Here is a 16,638-nt window from a genome sequence, read left to right as displayed (position 1 = left end):
TTTAGTGCAGGATGGTTAATAAATTGCACCATAAAGGGGAGATGAACAAAAAAATGGTGCAATATTAATAACCAAATTGTTAAAACTGAAGAGCTACCATATGAAGAGATTTATCGATAAAGGCGCTGTTTACTAAAAATGCTGTCTGCCAAAAGCATTTATTGCCAAAGACCTGCAAAACGGCTACGGTAATATCTCTAAGATAGTTACTATTTTGCGCGTTGAGCCAATGCGTGGCTGCCATGATGGATTTTACTGCTAAGGAATGATGTATGAACGCACAACTAACGGATTCGCCTGTCTCAACAGGCCATGGCAGCGTATTACTGCCGCTTAATCAAATAACTAAATTTGCTATCCTTCCATTTGTACTTGGTAGTAGTGCCATTTTGGGATTGTCTTCGGCACAAGCGGCCACCAGTAGCGTCGAGCAAGTGACCATTTATCAGGGGCTGGCAAGCGTGACGCGCGCATTGCCTATTACAGGTAGCGGTGAGCAAATGGTGGTGTTTTCGTGCCTGTCACCTTATATGGATAAAGAAAGTCTAAGCGTACAAGCGACGAATAATGTCAACGTTGGGGAAGTCAGTATCGAAGAGCTGACAGGTGAGCAGGCAGCCCAATGCCAGTATCAAGGTGACGCCAAAGTACAGACACAACAAAATACCCTAGCCAATATCAATGCTGAATTAGAAGCGGCACGGTTAGCAAAGGCCTACTTGCAGAATTTGACCAAAGCCACGCAAGTCAATACAGATAGTACGATTGCCAATAATGCCCGCGATATAGAAACTCAAGCGACCAGTATTAACCAAAGAATTTTAGAGATTCAACAGCGACAAGCGCGTGCCCAAGACGCACTGAATCAACTGATGGCAGGCAGCGCGACATCGACCTTTAACAAGGTGACACAGGTGAGTGTACGTACGGCAAGTCGCTCGCCAAGTAGTATTAAGTTGCATTATCAAGTGCAAGGTGCAGGTTGGAAGCCTGCGTATCAAGCTCGTCTAAACACAAATAGTGAGCAGTTAAGTATCATAGCTTCTGCGATTATTGCTCAGCAAACTGGCGAGAACTGGACAAACGTACCACTGACACTCAGCACCGTGAACCCTAATCAAAGTACGACTGGGCAACTGCCGTATGTACAGCGTCTGTCATTGTATGAAGAGAGCGAAGATGCTCGAGTAAGACGCGAGCTACCTATGATGGATTCGTCCCCTGTTATGATGGAAGAGCCTGCTTATAACAAAGGCGCAGGGGCAGCTATGGCACCGCTACCTAATTTTACGGTCAGTAGCCAAAACAAAAATGGCATCATCGAGTATCGTTTACCGCAGTTGGTCAGTATTCCGAGTGACGGGAGACGCGTACGCACAGTGATTGGGGAGCAGGCAGGAAACAGTAAGCTTTGGATGCGCAGTACGCCAAGTGTTGAGACTGCTGCCTACTGGTATGCATCAGCGCCGTTTTTGACGCCGGACTGGGTCGATGGTTCGCTACAGTTGTACCGTGATGACAATTATGTAGGTCAGTCGCGTTATAGTTATCAAGTGCTAAAAGAGCAGGGAATTGGATTTGGTCGTGACTCAAATATGCTCGTAAAAGAGCTGACCAATGAAGATAAGCAAGGTGAAAAAGGTGTGCTAAACCGTACGCAAACACTGACGACTACCAAGGCCTACCAGTTTACCAATCAGCACAATCGTAGCGTACGCTTGCAAGTACTGGGCAGTGAACCTATCAGTCGTGACGATAGTTTAAAAGTTGCGGTGACGCATACGCCGCCTGTAACTGAGCGAGATTGGAATGACAATCAAGGTATGGTGGCGTGGGAATTTAACTTACCAAGTAAGCAATCAAAGGTAATACGTTCAACCTCCCAAATCAGTTATCCTGCCAATAAATTGTTGACTGGCAATTAATAAGTACTGCCTATAAACTCCACTTGATAAGTAAGTAAAACCTTAAACTACACTTTTTTTTGCTAAAAAGTATTGGCATAACGAAAATTATTATAAAAGGAAAGCTATGTGTATTGTCGCTATTGCTTGGCAATTATTTGATGAGTTACCGCTGGTACTACTGTCTAACCGTGATGAGTTTTTGCAGCGCCCAACTGAGCCGCTCCACCAGTGGTCTGACCAACCTATTTATGCTGGACGTGATAAACAAAGCGGTGGTACGTGGTTAGGCATTCATCAGCAAGCATCGCCAGCGCAGAGTCCAGAGTATTATGAACAAAATGGTCGTTGGGCTGCGGTATTGAATTTTCGTGATGGAGTGCAAGCAAGCAGTGATGAGCGCTCACGTGGTGCACTGGTCACTGAATTCTTAACAGGGGCTTTAAGTCCGATGAATTTTGCACGGCAGATTGATTTGCAAGATTATGCGGGCTTTAATCTGATCATTGGTGACGCTGCGCAAGCTGTGATCGTCAATAATCGTGGTCATGCACCTACGCCATTATATGCAGGTCTACATGTTATCTCTAATGGTCAACCAGAGGACAGTTGGTTTAAGACAGAGCGGTTGCGCGGGCGACTACGTCAAGAGGTGCTGCCATTGATTGCGGAGGATAGCTCGCCTGCGTATTGGCAAGAGGCGGCTTTTAACGTTTTGTCAGATAGTATCAAAGCACCAGAAGACACACTGCCTGTGACTGGCGTGGCATTTGAAGTAGAGCAGATGTTATCGTCTGTTTATATTGAACCTGTCGCTTTTGGCGACACTGAAACTAGCAAACCTACTTATGGTACCCGCACTCAAAGCATCTTAACGTTACGCAAAGAGAGAGATACGGGAGCAAACTACACGGCGAATATTATTAGCCGAGAGTTTGACAATCCATAATCATAGTCACTAACAATGACTATTGGTAGATAATAAAAAACACCCACGGTAATTGCTAACATTCTAGCTACTATCGTGGGTGTTTTGCATCGTACTATTGAGTGATTCATTACATCAGCAAATGATTATTTTGCTCAGGAATGATCAGCTCTTGCTTTAGGGGGAGTTCGCGTACCAATTCTTGTAAGGCACGACGATAAACGCCTCGTTTAAAGTGAATCACTTGTCCGAGTGGATACCAGTAGCTGACCCATTGCCAATGGTCAAATTCAGGTTTCCCTTCATCAAAGCGGATATGTTGAGTATTTGGCTCATCTAAGCGTAGCAAAAACCATTTTTGTTTTTGCCCAATACATAAGGGATGCTGACCATGACGTACATAACGTTTTGGCAAACGATAGCGCAACCAGTCTTGCGTGACTGCCAATAAGTCTACATGACGCGGATGTAAGCCGACCTCTTCCCAGAGCTCGCGATACATTGCATCCATCGGCGTCTCCCCGCGGTCGATACCACCCTGCGGAAATTGCCAAGCGTTGTGACCAATACGTTTTGCCCACAGAACCTGCCCTTGTGTATTTGCCAAGATGATGCCGACGTTGGCGCGAAAGCCGTCTGCATCTATCATGACTAAACCTTTTAATTTGTTTAAAAATAGCTTGTTTTGACTTGAAACCGTGACAGCAATCGTAATTATTATAAGGTGATTGTTATCGATATCCGCTCAAAACAAGATTCATTACCGTTATTAAACCAAGAAACAAGCAAAATGTGTAACAGTATTTTGCTATAAAATGTTTCACGAGTTTTACCTTTTAAAATCAACTATTTATAAGCAAACTTTTGTAGGTTTTTTATATGGCATTTTTAGGCAAGTGTTGAAGAGTCGTAATAGGCGTATGGACATACGATTATTTTATACATATCGAACTTCACTATTTCGATATGTATAAAATGATGAAAGCACAGATTTCACTGGTGAGTTAGCAGCAAAACAATGAGCCTATAAAATCTTGCTTTGGCTTATGCTACACTAGCTGGGCAATCTATCATCTACACAATAATAATAGGCAATACGCCATTTAAAATAAGGAACATCTACAATGTCAGAATCAAAAGCAAGCGTCATATGGCAAGAGAACAAAGCCTTTATGGGTGTGTCACCATCAGGACATAATGTACAAATCGATGCTGATAAAGAAAAAGGCTCAAGCCCGATGGAGCTGATTTTGTTAGGACTAGGTGGTTGCGCCAGTTATGATGTCGTAGAGATTTTACAAAAATCACGCCAAGTAGTGACGGATGTACGCTGTGAGCTAACCGCCCAGCGCGCTGAAACCGTACCAGCGGTCTATACTGATATTCATATGCATTTCGTTGTCACTGGTCAAGAGGTCAAAGAAAAACAAGTCGAAAAAGCCATCCAGTTATCAGCAGAAAAATACTGTTCTGCCAGCCGTATGCTAGTAGCAGGTGGGGTCAACATCACCCACGACTTTGAAGTGGTTGCAGGCTAGGGACTTATATAATGATAAGTGCATTCTTTGAGTTGGTAACTGACAAAGTGGCGTCTGCCATTTTGGCCATGGTGGTAGCAAGTCTACTACCATGGGCGGTGTCAATCGTTGCAAAAGTATCTGGTGGCTTTAGAATCAGAAATAATGCACATCCTCGCGAATTTTTTCAAAATGCGACAGGCATGGCAGCACGTGCTAATGCAGCACAACAAAACAGTTATGAAACCTTGCCAGTGTTTTTGGCGGCAGTGATAGTTGCTATGCTGTTCTTTGTACCGCAGTCGATTATTAACGTATTGGCTTGGCTCTATGTGATGATACGAATTGGTTTTTGTGTGGCGTATATTACTAATTTGGCAATGTTCCGCTCTATCCTCTGGGTATTATCAATGGCATGCTGTCTGATGCTATTTTATTTAGCGATACGAGTCAGCGTCTAGGGCATGTCCTCAATTCAAAAGACAGTTATCTAAACGGATTAAAAATGGCTAAGTTTTGCCAAACAGCGTCAAATCGCTTGCTAGTATCTCGATATTATCTACGCTATTTTTCACGTTTGACGGCAATTTATCTCATTTTTGTCTCCATTTTTGAAATGAGGACACACCCTAGTAAAAATACCCGTAACCGCCAAAATGCTCAAATACAAGCAAGTGATTAATCTCGTACGCTTGCTTGTAGGGCGCTAATAATCACCGCTTTATTTTTCTCTCGTTTAATGCCTTCCCACACTGTTTGCGCCTCAACATAGCCTTTGGTAAGCATTCCTAACCATTGCTTATAGCGTCCGACCAATACCACATCGTTCTTTGCCTCACCTTCCAAAAACTTAATCTGATGGGTAATTAAGTCTTGCCATAATAATGTAGCCGTATTCTCTACGCTATCAGTACTGTTTTCAGTATGATTATCAACCTGTGCCACTAAATCAGGACGTGTTACTGCACCGCGACCTAGCATTAAATGCTGTGTACCTGCTTGTGTCATACAGTTCTGCGCATGCTCAAAGTTCCAAATTTCTCCATTGGCAATGACTGGAATATCGAGCGTATTAAAGCTCTGGATTTTGTCCCAATAGGCAGGCGGCTTATAGCCTTGGGTCTTAGTGCGTGCATGAATGGTCAGCCAGTCGGCGCCACTGTCGTTAATTGCGCCTCGGATATCATCCATTCGACTGGTATCGGTATAGCCTAGACGAATCTTAGCTGATACCGGTATATGAGCGGGAACGGCTTGACGTACGGCACTGATAATCTGATACATGGTTTCAGGTTCATCTAATAATACAGAACCCCCGCGATGGCTGTTGACCGTTTTTGCAGGACAGCCAAAGTTGATGTCAATAGCAGGCGCACCAAGCTCACAAGCGTACGCGGCGTTTTCTGCCATAAGCTGCGCTTCGCTACCCAAAATCTGTACATGAATGGGCGTACCAGAAGCCGTTTTGGCATCATGATGTAGTTCAGGCACATATTTATAAAAAACATGCGCAGGCAAGACGTGCTGAGTGATACGGATAAATTCACTGACTGACCAATCATAAGGACGGCCCAAGTCAGACGCAATTTGGGTTAAGATTTGACGCATTAATGGATCGGTTAAGCCCTCCATAGGCGCGAGCAAACGCACGGGAGCTGCAAATAACTGATTGATAGTATTTTGACGCATTTGAAGTTGTTGGCTATTATTCATGCTGGTGATTCACTGCTAAAGGGTCGCTATAAGAGAGATTGAATAAAATTTGAGGCTGACAAAGGTGTAGGACAATTAAGTATTACCAAAAATCACTTTTTTGCCCGTCTGCAATCCGGAGATCAGGTCTTTAATATTATGAATATCCAAATTGCTTTGCGCGCGAGTACAGGCGACATAGAGCAGGCGCAACTCTTCTGGGCTAATCTTGACTGCATTGGTGGTCACATCATAATAAAAGTCATCATCTAACTGCACTTTTCCCCATTCGAGCCCTTTGGCTTTATGAGCGGTAGAGATGACATAGTCAGCATTTTCGATACTGGTGAGACTATTGACCGCTTGGCTCAAGACGTTGGTACCGTGGTCATCGACCAATTTGACCAGTGTTTTGAGATCGCTACCCTCGTTAGTTTCGGCGTACTCTTGTACATCACCCCAGTTATAAAAATACGCCAGCTCAGGTACACCGTAAGCTGATTTACCATTTTTTAAGTTTTCGGCTGCCTGACAGAATTTGAGCATACGGTCGGTATCCGCTTGTAGCGCCACGCGATGTCCGTGCTTTAGCCCTGTCAACAGTTGTGACATGGCAGCAGCATTGGTACGGCACAAAATAGCATCTTTTTTGCTATGTACCATGCCCTTATCGGTAGAAGACTGCTTATTCGGGTTACCTTTTAGCGGTACGTCCTCTTGTAGTGCTTTTAGTAGAGTATTGGCCACTTCTGCAATCGGCTCACCAAAGCGAAAAGATTGCGTCAATAATGTCTGCGGCAATGGCAACTTTTTCATCGCATTGACCGCGCCGCGCCATTCATAAATCTGCTGATGCGCATCGCCCACATAGATGACTTGTCTCGACTGCTGAGTCAAGATACCCATCATCAATGGGTCCGCGTCTTGCGCCTCGTCAAACAAGATAAAGTCCGCTGGAATACTAGGCTTAGATAGTGCCCAGAGCTTGAGATAAATATCATGGCCAATACCAGCAGGGTGACGCGCATCAATCGACTGTAACCAGCGCTGCTCGACAGCAGGGTAGAGCATCTCGCGTAACTGTTCTGCATCTGAGTCATCGAGCCAGCTTGGGAACAGTATGTGCCTTGGTGCAGGATAGCTGGCATGCGTGCTGCAAAAATTACTCACTGCGTCGCTGACGAACCGAGACAATCGTGCGGGTGTCAGCGTAATGTATTTATTAACCCCATCCATTTGTCGACGTACTTGTACAGGCTGTAGTCCTAAATCATCACCGAGACGCTTAGGTGAAAAGCGCGGCAAAGATAGCTTGGCGGTAATATCACGAGCAACATGACGATAAGCTAATGAATGAAAAGTACGGCACTCTACATGCGGCGGAAACTTTGACCGAGCATCATTGGCAATCGCTTTGTTAAAAGCCAGATACAGTCCGCGGCCACGTAAGCGCTCACCGATTAGCTTGAGCGTCGTTGTCTTACCGGCGCCCGCATAAGCAACCACTTTAAACGACTTATGATCCATCGCCATATTCAGCGCGCTCAGCTGCTCGTCAGTGGGATCGCTCATATAAGCTGGCATAGATGCGGACATAATAAAGCTACCTAAATACAAAAATTGATTAAAAACAAAAGGGGCAAAAAAAGCCACTGGGTAAACAATGGCTTATAGATGATGATGCTAAAACGTGATAATAAGCAATCAGCTTACTAATGAGGCAAGAATAAAACGGTGTAATGGTAGTTTAACGCATAGCTATATGTAATCAATAACTTTATTTTAGTCTGGATTAGACTGATAAGTGTTTTATTCTTTGTCTGTCGACACGAGAGTAGGACTGGGCTCTTCTTTGATTAAAATCTTTGCCAAAAACAAACCAAGCTCAAACAACAACCACATCGGAATCGCTAGCATGAGCATCGATACGCCATCGGGCGGCGTGACAACGGCAGCCACAGCAAAACAGCCCACAATGATATAACGACGTTTTTCTTCTAAGCTCTGAATGGAGACAATACCTGCCAATATCAATAGCAAAGTAACGACTGGAATCTCAAACGTTAGACCAAATACCATAAATAATTTTAAGGCAAAACTGAGATAGCTGTCGATATCCGTCATGGGTAGTACGTTTTGCGGGGCAAACATAATGAAGAACTTTAATACCCCTTTGAGCACAATAAAATAGGAAAAAGCCACACCAGCATAAAACAGAAATATAGAAGATAGCAGCACTGGAATAGCGATTTTCTTTTCTTTTTTATACAGACCGGGCGCGACAAATGACCAAATTTGATAAAGGATGTAGGGCATCGCCAAAAATGCGGCTACAAATACGGTCAGACGTATCGGCGCCATAAAGTTTGACGTGATATCGGTGGCAATCATGGTTGAGTTGGCGGGTAACTGTGCAACTAATGGGTCAGACAACAAGTTATATAGCTCGCGCGAATAGCCGACCAAACCTAAAAATATTATCAGTACCGCCACACATATTTTGATCAAATGCCGACGTAACTCAATCAAATGCTCGGTAATAGGCATATCAGCCAAAGGGCTTAAGACGTCATCTGATTTTTTATCTTGAGTGGTATTGGTCGTTGCTGCAGCACCTCGATTAAGAGTGTCTTTATTAAAGGCATCTTGGTCGATAGCGTCTTGATCAATGACACTTGGGTCAGTAATGGCTGAAACAGCGATTTTCTCTTGACGGCTTTTTTTGCGCTTGAATAACGGCATCAATCAGTCTCCTGCTTATGGTCAGAAGTCTGCATGGTGGCAGGACTGTTGAGTAGGGCGTCCGCTTTATAGTTTGGCACATATGGCGGCATTGGGAGCCGGCGTGCTTTGTCATAAGCGCCAAGTCGAAACCACATATTTTCCCACGGTCGGGTAGTGATGGTCTGAACAACTGGCGCTGCCTTGGCATTATTACCTATATTTGCATTATTTACATTTGCGTCATCTATATTGTCACCGCTGTGACCGCGCTTCGATAATTGACCGTTTTCTAATGTATCTGGCTGCTCGTCAGTGGTATAAGCATAGTCGAACGCTTTTGGCGTGGCTGACGGCTGTTTTTGTATGTGGCTATTTTTATGAGCTTCGTCACCCTTGCTGTTTTCAGCATTCGTAGATGCTTCAGAAGCTATCGAAGCAGGACTATGTGAGCTTTCAAAAGCTTTCATATTGCCGCGCATTTCAGCCATCTCACGCCTCATTTCCGCTTCGGTCTGGCGAATTTTGGCGAGCTCTTTTTGCATTTGCTGACGCGTCTCAGCTAAGTCAAGCTCAGCCTCTATTTCAGACTGCAATGTTGAGACTGTGCGGCGAATTTTGGCGTACCATTGCCCAGCTGTGCGCGCTGCCTGCGGCAGTTTTTCTGGGCCCAGTACGATTAGGGCGATAACGCCAAAGAGGAGTAGTTCAGAAAACCCGATATCAAACATAATGGCCCGATGTCACTGTTTAGATGCTATACGTTATGCTTATCATCAACCTTGGTGGTTGAGCGCTCTTCAGTGTGTGCCGTTGCATCGTGGTCAAGAACCGCGTGTTTTTTGGCATGCTCTGTATTTTCATCTTTAACAGCTTCTTTAAAGCCTTTGACAGCACCGCCCAAATCTTTACCAGCATTTCTGAGTTTTGAGGTGCCAAACACGACAACGACAACGACCAATAGTATCAGCCAATGTGTAATAGAAAAACTACCCATAATGGTATCCTTGTGACTTGGTTTTGTGACTTGGTTTTCAGTCTTTATATGCCTGCTTTTAGTTTGCAAAAAGGTCTATCTAGCAAACAAAAAGCATCGACATATAATGCGAGATAAAACAGAGCTATATTATAACCTGCACTTATTACAAATAGGTGAAAGCAACAATAATCCAATAAAATAGACGTTTATTTTTTATTTAGGCTTATCTAGCGGCTTTTTCATCGATACCTGATAACCCAAAACGTCTGCCTAGCTCGTTTAATACGGCGTCCGACTCTATATCAAACCAGGCCAGTCCGACTAAGGTATGGAACCAAACATCGGCGACTTCATAGATTAGCTCATGACGAGCTTCATCGTAGCTGGCTTTGTCTGTACTCTCATCGCAGTTAGCAAAATCTTTGGCAGCGATGATACTTTCTGTACTCTCTTCACCGACTTTTTCTAATATTTTATTTAATCCTTTAGCATATAGACTGGCCACATAAGAGCTGTTGGCATCGGCTTGTTTGCGCTCTGCTAATACGCTATCGAGCTGCTGCAATACAGAGGCTTTATCGACTTGTGCTTGAGCAGTATCAGCTTGTGCTTGGATAGTATCAGAGTCAGTATTCGAACCAGTGTTTTCAATTTCAAGAGTTTCGCTAGTAGAGTCATGAGAATGATAAATATCTGCAGGGTCTTTTAATACTTTATCGACAGTTTGCCATTCAGGCGTTTGACCTGATAAATCCAAACGCTGATAAAAGCAAGATTCACGTCCCGTATGGCAAGCAATGCCGCCAGCCTGAGTGACACTAAGCACAATCACATCTGCATCACAGTCTAGACGAATATCATGCACAGTTTGCGTATGACCTGATGACTCACCTTTATGCCACAGCTTGGCACGTGAGCGTGAAAAATAAACCGCTGTTTGGGTTTGCGCGGTTAGCTGCAATGCTTCTGCATTCATCCACGCCATCATCAAAATACGACCTGTCTGATGATCTTGAGCAATTGCAGGAATCAAACCATCATCATTAAAAGTTACGGCAGTCAGCCAAGCAGGTAAAGTCATAATGTATTTTTCGTCTTATAGGTAGAAAGTGAAAAAGAGTGATAAGCAATTATACTACTTATGATTAAAGCGGGGAGATTATCTGAAATGCTCTGCAATATGCTGACAGCTAGCAACATCATGTCAACTAAATGCGCCATAGAGTGCAATTATGCTAAATGACAGCATACTATTTATAACAAGCGATTCTACAGTCTAAATAAATGCGGATACAGCGCTTCTTTGATCGTGTTATCAAGCTTAGTCACTTTATTGAGGTTAAAGTCGTAACCTCTAAAATGCTGGCGCGCTTTTGCTACTATTTCGCCCGTGTGCATCCGCGTGACTTTTAGGATTATATTACCGCCATTATCATATATTGGCTCAACACCCACTTCAAATAACAGCTCTTCTCGTACGCGGATACGGCTTACAATATCTAGCTGCAATTTATCGATAATTAAGCCTTGATGGTCTGCGTTGATTTCTTTGACACCTTTAGCGTATAGAAACCTTAGCCGTGCTTCGGACAATAGCGCTGTCAGAGATTCGACTGTCATATGCTGTCCTGCGTCGGCTTCCGTATGACGTACACGCATCACTGTCTCAAAAACAAACAAGTCGTCGTCGAATACTAACTCTTGTTTTGACACACTATCTCCTAGAGTGAGGGCCAAAGATTATTCTATTTATCATGCTGTAGGTTAGTAGCACTGTTATCGTTGTAGCTATACATTGCAGCCTAAGTATTCATGGTGAATAAGTGGGTTTTAATAGTGTTTATATGAAGATATAGCTTAGTCTCTACTTAAGCACAGCTTAGGCTGACATTCAATCTATTTGGATAAAAATCAGCCGTTTTATTAAGGCTTTTAAGAGAGCTGCTATCGCTTATTTGATGCTGATTACTTGTCTATACTGTCTACTAAAACCTCGCCAAAACTTTACTTGGCAAAACAAGGCACTATCTGCTAAAATAGCGCCTCCCACCTCGAGGCAAATAGAGGTTTAGTGGTTATTTATATAACGATTATTCAGCATGACTATTTGACGACCAGGTTCTAAAACAGAAAAAGAGGCAAATCATCATGAAAGTTAAGATGAAAACCAGAAGCGGCGCAGCTAAACGCTTCAAAAAAACAGCGAATGGCTTCAAGCGTAAGCAAGCATTCAAAAGCCATATTTTGACCAAGAAATCAGCTAAGCGTATTCGCCAATTGCGTGGTCTTAAGTTGGTGCACAAGTCTGACGAAGCAGCAGTTCGTCGTATGTGCCCATACATTTAATAGCCTACCGTCATCTATCTTTGATTGAAAATATTTGACTTTGCAATCTGACAATGATGTTTGTTATTTAACGGCATCATCACTCGCTTAACAGTGATTAAAAAATCTTGGAGTAAATTATGGCCCGTGTAAAACGTGGTGTACAGGCAAATCGCCGTCACAAAAAAATCTTAAAGCGCGCAAAAGGCTACTACGGTGCCCGTTCACGTGTTTACCGCGTAGCGGTACAGGCAGTGACCAAAGCTGGTCAATATGCTTATCGTGACCGTCGCAACAAGAAACGTACTTTCCGTCGTCTTTGGATCGCACGTATCAATGCTGGTGCACGCTTAAACGGCTTAAGCTATAGCCGCTTCATCAATGGCATGAAAAAAGCAAACATCGCAATCGATCGTCGCGTTCTAGCAGACATCGCTATGCATGATGCAGCGACTTTCACAGCATTGGTCGAAAAAGCAAAAGCGGAATTGGCCTAAATATTAACCATCCTTTAGGTATGATGCTTTTAAATAATTATTTATAAGCAATTGTCTAAATGGATAGGACTAATATTGATTAATAGTATGATATTAATAAAAGCTACCGCTGGTCGGTGGCTTTTTTTATATTAAATTATTTTAAGCGTGCTCTATATTGAACTTTGTCGAGCAGAAATATGCTTGTCATCGTCTAAATATTCAAGCCATTCTTATAACCAGCCTTTATATTAATCTTTTATATAAACATAACTGGATAAATGGTTTGCAATATTTGGTCAAATCCCTACAATTAATAGTCCGTTCAAATCAGGAATAATGCGTCTTATGACTAACCCTGCCGCCACCAACGACTTGTCGGCGCTACCGACCTTGTCTTCAGAGCTTAATGAGCTTAACGAAGCTCAGCTTACCGAATTTGCAAATGCTGCTGAAGCTCTAATCCTACAAGTAACTGATGCGCGTACACTGCAAGATTTGCGTGTGCAATTGACTGGTAAAAAGAGTTCGTTAACGGGCTGGTCAAAGCAGATGGGCAAGCTCGATGCTGATGATAAAAAAACTTATGGCGGCTGGTTGCATCAAGTGCGTAGTCGCATTCAGCAAGCACTGACAGACCAACAGCAACAACTAGAAGTCGCCGCGCTCAATGCCAAGCTAGAAAGCGAGAGCATTGACATTACTTTGCCTGCTCGCGGAGGTCAAAAAGGTCATCTGCATCCAGTAACTATGATTACTCAGCGTATGCAGCAGTACTTTATTCAAGCGGGTTTCAATGTTGCAACTGGTCCTGAAGTTGAGAGCGACTACTATAATTTTGAAGCGTTGAATATCCCGTCGCACCATCCTGCGCGCGCGATGCATGATACCTTTTATTTTGATGCGCATTATCTATTGCGTACGCATACCAGTCCTGTTCAGATTCGTACCATGGAAAAAAATGAGCCGCCGATTCGCATCATTTGCCCAGGTCGTGTTTATCGTAACGACTCAGACCAAACTCATTCGCCGATGTTCCATCAGCTAGAAGGCCTTATGGTCACCGAGTTGAGCACTTTTGCTGAGCTAAAAGGTTTAATCAGTGAATTTCTAGAAGCGTTTTTTGCCAAAGAGCTGACCGTACGTTTCCGTCCGTCGTTTTTCCCATTCACTGAGCCGTCTGCAGAAGTGGATATCTTAGATGACAATGGTAAGTGGCTTGAAGTGATGGGCTGCGGCATGGTGCATCCACAAGTATTAACCAATTGCGGTATCGATAGCGACAAATACACTGGCTTTGCTTTTGGTATGGGTATCGAGCGCTTTGCGATGCTGTATTACGGTATTGATGACTTGCGCTTGTTTTTCCAAAATGACGTGCGCTTCTTAAAGCAATTTGGCTAGAGTTTTCTTTACACCTATATAGTTAGTTCAAGATAATTTAGTTCCAAGGAACGTGAGTGAAAGTGCTACCAATCGTAGACTGAGCGAGCCTGACACTGTATCTAATTTATATAGGATTGATTATAGCAAGTGAATTCGCCAAGCTTTACTCCAACATCTTTATTATAAAATTCTGATCCGAGATATTTATGAAAATTAGCGAACAGTGGCTACGTCAGTGGGTAAACCCTACAAATACTAGCGAACAGTTAGCCGAACAGTTGACTATGGCAGGTCTTGAGATTGATGATCGCTATGCGGTTGCCCGTGCTTTTAGCGGTGTGGTTGTCGGTGAAGTCATCAGCGTTGAGCAGCATCCTGATGCAGATAAATTACGTGTCACTCAAGTAAATATCGGTGATGCTGAGCCGCTACAAATTGTCTGCGGCGCGCCTAATGTGACCGTCGGTATGAAAGCACCGGTTGCTACCGTTGGTGCGGTATTGCCAAGCGATAACGCCAGTGATGGTAAAGCGGGCTTTAAGATTAAGAAGAGCAAACTACGCGGTGTGGCCTCAAATGGCATGCTATGCGGCGCTTCTGAAATTGATTTAGTCGATGATATGGATGGCTTGCTTGAGCTGCCTGAAGATGCACCAGTTGGTACAGATATCCGTGAATATCTAGGTCTAGATATTCAAATATTGGATATCTCAATCACCCCAAACCGTGGTGATTGCTTTAGCGTACGTGGTATCGCTCGTGAAATATCAGTTATCAACGACTTACCTGTACAAATGCCAGAAATCTCGGCCAATACAGCTGGCACTGCTGCAACGCCAGCTGTGACAGTCGATGCAAAGGAAGCGTGTCCTCGCTATCTGTTGCAATCGATTCGCAATATTGATCGTAGCATTGATACTCCGAAATGGATGCAAGATGCGCTGGTACAGTCAGGACTACGTTCACACAACTTCTTGGTCGATGTGACCAACTATGTATTGATGGAATTGGGTCAACCGTTACATGCGTTTGACGCAGACACGATCGAAGGTGATATCGTTGTACGTTTGGCACAGCCTGATGAAACCATTACTTTGCTGAATGAGCAAACCGTTACCTTGACGGGTGATGAGCTTGTGATTGCTGATGATAAAGGTGCCTTGGCACTGGCTGGTATTATGGGTGGTCAGCGTAGCAGTGTCACTGATAGCACTACCAATATCGTTGTAGAAAGTGCTTTCTTTAATCAGCTCGCTATCGCTGCGCGCGCACGCCGTTTTGGGCTACATACGGACGCATCACAGCGTTTTGAGCGCGGCGTCGACTTTGAATTGCCAACATTGGCGTTGGCACGAGCTTGTGATTTAATCACCAGTATTACTGGCGGGGAAGCAGGTCAAATAGTCACGGCCGAAAACCTTGAGCATTTGCCAGCACGCGCACCGATTACATTGCCAATCGCGAAAGTTCGTGATGTCATTGGGATTGATATTGAGCCATCTGAGATGGTACGTATCTTGACCCAACTGGGTTTTGACGTAGAGCAGCAGAGCGATTCACTGATTTGTAAGCCACCATCTTATCGTTTTGATATGAGTATCAAAGAAGACTTAATCGAAGAGATTGCTCGTATCTATGGCTACGACAATATTCCAAGCGTCCTGCCACATTTGCAAGTCAGTATGGATTATGATGATACTGCAGATTTGACGCATGAGATGAAGCTATCATTAGTCGACAACGGCTATATGGAAGCGATTAGCTTTAGCTTTAGTGATGCAAAACTAGAAGCATTGCTTGACGACGAAGCGCTAGGGGAGGTGTTGGCACTGGCAAACCCTATCTCTAGTGATTTAGCCGTTATGCGTCGTACCTTGCTATCGAGCCTACTGCCTTGCGTGCAATATAACTTGAATCGTCAGCAGCCGCGCGTACGTTTTTTTGAAACGGGTCTTAGCTTTGTTGGACAAAGTATTAGTGACTTAGTGCAAACGCCAAGTATTGCTTTAGTCGCAGTTGGTGATATATGGAGCGAGCAAGCTTATCAAAACCGCGCCTTAGATTTTTATGACCTAAAGCATGATATTGAGCAGCTATTACCAGCTCAAATCGATAGCGCACGTATCCGCTACGAGCGTAGTACGCTAAGCTTCCTGCATCCAGGACAAAGCGCTGAGTTATATATCGATGATATATATGTTGGTTGGTTGGGTCAGTTGCATCCAAATACTGCTAAGCAATTAGACCTGCCTACTACATGGGTCGCTCAATTGTCACTAGCACCGCTATTGATTATTGCACGTGAGCAGCATGCTATCACGACACCAAGCAAGTTCCCGCAAGTACGCCGCGATATTGCTATCTTGGTAGACAGTGACATCAGTTTGCAGACGCTAGAGACAACCGTGCGAGCTGCGGCAGGTAATCTATTGACTGATCTTTGGTTATTTGATGTTTATCAAGGTGACAAAGTACCAGCAGGTCAGCGCTCACTAGCGTTTGCACTGATATGGCAAGATAGTACGCAAACGTTGTCTGACGAAGCCGTCAAAACTGCTACAGATAAAGTGGTACAAGCGCTAACTGACCAGCATTCTGTACAGCTGCGTGACAGCTAACATTTAGTAAGTATTATACCCAATGCTCTGTAGTCTTTTTACCATGAGGCTACGGAGCATTGCTATTCATAGAATAAGTTAAGTGGTTATTA

Annotated in this window: 16 protein-coding genes; 8 read left to right on the top strand and 8 right to left on the bottom strand. The window is 43.8% G+C overall.

Translation table 11 applies throughout. The features are described 5' to 3' along the window. The first annotated feature begins 272 nt into the window (after positions 1 to 272). Together SJY28_RS02620 and SJY28_RS02615 are read left to right on the top strand one after the other, a co-directional pair. The gene (locus tag SJY28_RS02620) at positions 273 to 1,925 is read left to right on the top strand and encodes a DUF4139 domain-containing protein (RefSeq protein WP_379543332.1); all 1,653 of its coding nucleotides are present in this window, start codon (positions 273 to 275) and stop codon (positions 1,923 to 1,925) included. Positions 1,926 to 2,031: 106 nt separating this feature from the next. Continuing rightward, positions 2,032 to 2,853 carry an NRDE family protein gene (locus tag SJY28_RS02615; RefSeq protein ID WP_379543331.1) on the top strand — a complete coding sequence of 274 codons (822 nt, stop codon included), beginning with the start codon at positions 2,032 to 2,034 and terminating at the stop codon, positions 2,851 to 2,853. 109 nt (positions 2,854 to 2,962) lie between these two features. Here the strand turns inward: SJY28_RS02615 and SJY28_RS02610 are convergent, their stop codons facing one another. Then, entirely contained in the window at positions 2,963 to 3,481 is a 519-nt protein-coding gene (locus SJY28_RS02610; RefSeq protein WP_057761956.1) for an RNA pyrophosphohydrolase, read from the bottom strand. Positions 3,482 to 3,956: 475 nt separating this feature from the next. Between SJY28_RS02610 and SJY28_RS02605 the strand changes: the two genes are divergently transcribed. Both SJY28_RS02605 and SJY28_RS02600 read left to right on the top strand, forming a co-directional pair. Beyond that, positions 3,957 to 4,370, top strand: coding sequence for an OsmC family protein (locus SJY28_RS02605; RefSeq protein ID WP_379543330.1), 414 nt, complete (start codon positions 3,957 to 3,959; stop codon positions 4,368 to 4,370). Between the two features lie 11 nt (positions 4,371 to 4,381). Continuing rightward, positions 4,382 to 4,810: an MAPEG family protein gene (locus SJY28_RS02600; protein WP_371548080.1), complete on the top strand. Its 429-nt coding sequence runs from the start codon at positions 4,382 to 4,384 to the stop codon at positions 4,808 to 4,810. Between the two features lie 217 nt (positions 4,811 to 5,027). Here the strand turns inward: SJY28_RS02600 and SJY28_RS02595 are convergent, their stop codons facing one another. The 7 genes from SJY28_RS02595 to SJY28_RS02565 all read right to left on the bottom strand — a co-directional run bounded on the left by SJY28_RS02595 (position 5,028) and on the right by SJY28_RS02565 (position 11,454). Beyond that, on the bottom strand, positions 5,028 to 6,062 hold the full coding sequence (locus SJY28_RS02595) for a tRNA dihydrouridine synthase (RefSeq protein ID WP_379543329.1): 1,035 nt from the start codon (positions 6,060 to 6,062) through the stop codon (positions 5,028 to 5,030). Positions 6,063 to 6,137: 75 nt separating this feature from the next. Next, the gene (locus SJY28_RS02590) at positions 6,138 to 7,637 is read right to left on the bottom strand and encodes a UvrD-helicase domain-containing protein (protein WP_057761950.1); all 1,500 of its coding nucleotides are present in this window, start codon (positions 7,635 to 7,637) and stop codon (positions 6,138 to 6,140) included. A 213-nt stretch (positions 7,638 to 7,850) separates the two neighbouring features. Then, the gene (tatC, locus tag SJY28_RS02585; protein ID WP_379544901.1) at positions 7,851 to 8,588 is read right to left on the bottom strand and encodes a twin-arginine translocase subunit TatC; all 738 of its coding nucleotides are present in this window, start codon (positions 8,586 to 8,588) and stop codon (positions 7,851 to 7,853) included. Between the two features lie 194 nt (positions 8,589 to 8,782). Further along, a complete protein-coding gene (gene tatB, locus SJY28_RS02580; RefSeq protein WP_379543328.1) occupies positions 8,783 to 9,493 on the bottom strand; it encodes a Sec-independent protein translocase protein TatB in 711 nt (236 codons plus the stop codon). A gap of 26 nt (positions 9,494 to 9,519) precedes the next feature. Further along, a complete protein-coding gene (tatA, locus tag SJY28_RS02575; RefSeq protein ID WP_057761945.1) occupies positions 9,520 to 9,759 on the bottom strand; it encodes a Sec-independent protein translocase subunit TatA in 240 nt (79 codons plus the stop codon). A gap of 205 nt (positions 9,760 to 9,964) precedes the next feature. Then, positions 9,965 to 10,822 carry a phosphoribosyl-AMP cyclohydrolase gene (hisI, locus tag SJY28_RS02570; RefSeq protein WP_379543327.1) on the bottom strand — a complete coding sequence of 286 codons (858 nt, stop codon included), beginning with the start codon at positions 10,820 to 10,822 and terminating at the stop codon, positions 9,965 to 9,967. Between the two features lie 188 nt (positions 10,823 to 11,010). Continuing rightward, on the bottom strand, positions 11,011 to 11,454 hold the full coding sequence (locus SJY28_RS02565; RefSeq protein ID WP_102093896.1) for a thioesterase family protein: 444 nt from the start codon (positions 11,452 to 11,454) through the stop codon (positions 11,011 to 11,013). A gap of 435 nt (positions 11,455 to 11,889) precedes the next feature. Here SJY28_RS02565 and rpmI point away from each other — a divergent pair, with 435 nt between their 5' ends. The 4 genes from rpmI (at position 11,890) to pheT (ending at position 16,546) form a co-directional block, all read left to right on the top strand. Then, complete coding sequence (rpmI, locus tag SJY28_RS02560) at positions 11,890 to 12,087, top strand: 50S ribosomal protein L35 (RefSeq protein ID WP_057761939.1); 198 nt, start codon at positions 11,890 to 11,892, stop codon at positions 12,085 to 12,087. Positions 12,088 to 12,206: 119 nt separating this feature from the next. Next, positions 12,207 to 12,563 carry a 50S ribosomal protein L20 gene (gene rplT / locus SJY28_RS02555; RefSeq protein WP_011281252.1) on the top strand — a complete coding sequence of 119 codons (357 nt, stop codon included), beginning with the start codon at positions 12,207 to 12,209 and terminating at the stop codon, positions 12,561 to 12,563. A 327-nt stretch (positions 12,564 to 12,890) separates the two neighbouring features. Further along, a complete protein-coding gene (gene pheS / locus SJY28_RS02550) occupies positions 12,891 to 13,946 on the top strand; it encodes a phenylalanine--tRNA ligase subunit alpha (protein ID WP_379543325.1) in 1,056 nt (351 codons plus the stop codon). 188 nt (positions 13,947 to 14,134) lie between these two features. After that, the gene (gene pheT / locus SJY28_RS02545; RefSeq protein WP_379543324.1) at positions 14,135 to 16,546 is read left to right on the top strand and encodes a phenylalanine--tRNA ligase subunit beta; all 2,412 of its coding nucleotides are present in this window, start codon (positions 14,135 to 14,137) and stop codon (positions 16,544 to 16,546) included. Positions 16,547 to 16,638 lie beyond the last annotated feature (92 nt).

This window comes from Psychrobacter sp. R86515 (assembly GCF_042466315.1).
In the GTDB taxonomy this organism is placed as follows: domain Bacteria; phylum Pseudomonadota; class Gammaproteobacteria; order Pseudomonadales; family Moraxellaceae; genus Psychrobacter.
Note: the sequence above shows the minus strand (reverse complement) of the source record. Positions and strands in the feature narration are given on the sequence as shown.

Coding starts and splice junctions, on each gene's coding strand:
- SJY28_RS02620 (WP_379543332.1), top strand. CDS start 273: ATGAACGCACAACTAACGGATTCGCCTGTCTCAACAGGCCATGGCAGC.
- SJY28_RS02615 (WP_379543331.1), top strand. CDS start 2,032: ATGTGTATTGTCGCTATTGCTTGGCAATTATTTGATGAGTTACCGCTG.
- SJY28_RS02610 (WP_057761956.1), bottom strand. CDS start 3,481: ATGATAGATGCAGACGGCTTTCGCGCCAACGTCGGCATCATCTTGGCA.
- SJY28_RS02605 (WP_379543330.1), top strand. CDS start 3,957: ATGTCAGAATCAAAAGCAAGCGTCATATGGCAAGAGAACAAAGCCTTT.
- SJY28_RS02600 (WP_371548080.1), top strand. CDS start 4,382: ATGATAAGTGCATTCTTTGAGTTGGTAACTGACAAAGTGGCGTCTGCC.
- SJY28_RS02595 (WP_379543329.1), bottom strand. CDS start 6,062: ATGAATAATAGCCAACAACTTCAAATGCGTCAAAATACTATCAATCAG.
- SJY28_RS02590 (WP_057761950.1), bottom strand. CDS start 7,637: ATGTCCGCATCTATGCCAGCTTATATGAGCGATCCCACTGACGAGCAG.
- tatC (WP_379544901.1), bottom strand. CDS start 8,588: ATGCCTATTACCGAGCATTTGATTGAGTTACGTCGGCATTTGATCAAA.
- tatB (WP_379543328.1), bottom strand. CDS start 9,493: ATGTTTGATATCGGGTTTTCTGAACTACTCCTCTTTGGCGTTATCGCC.
- tatA (WP_057761945.1), bottom strand. CDS start 9,759: ATGGGTAGTTTTTCTATTACACATTGGCTGATACTATTGGTCGTTGTC.
- hisI (WP_379543327.1), bottom strand. CDS start 10,822: ATGACTTTACCTGCTTGGCTGACTGCCGTAACTTTTAATGATGATGGT.
- rpmI (WP_057761939.1), top strand. CDS start 11,890: ATGAAAGTTAAGATGAAAACCAGAAGCGGCGCAGCTAAACGCTTCAAA.
- rplT (WP_011281252.1), top strand. CDS start 12,207: ATGGCCCGTGTAAAACGTGGTGTACAGGCAAATCGCCGTCACAAAAAA.
- pheS (WP_379543325.1), top strand. CDS start 12,891: ATGACTAACCCTGCCGCCACCAACGACTTGTCGGCGCTACCGACCTTG.
- pheT (WP_379543324.1), top strand. CDS start 14,135: ATGAAAATTAGCGAACAGTGGCTACGTCAGTGGGTAAACCCTACAAAT.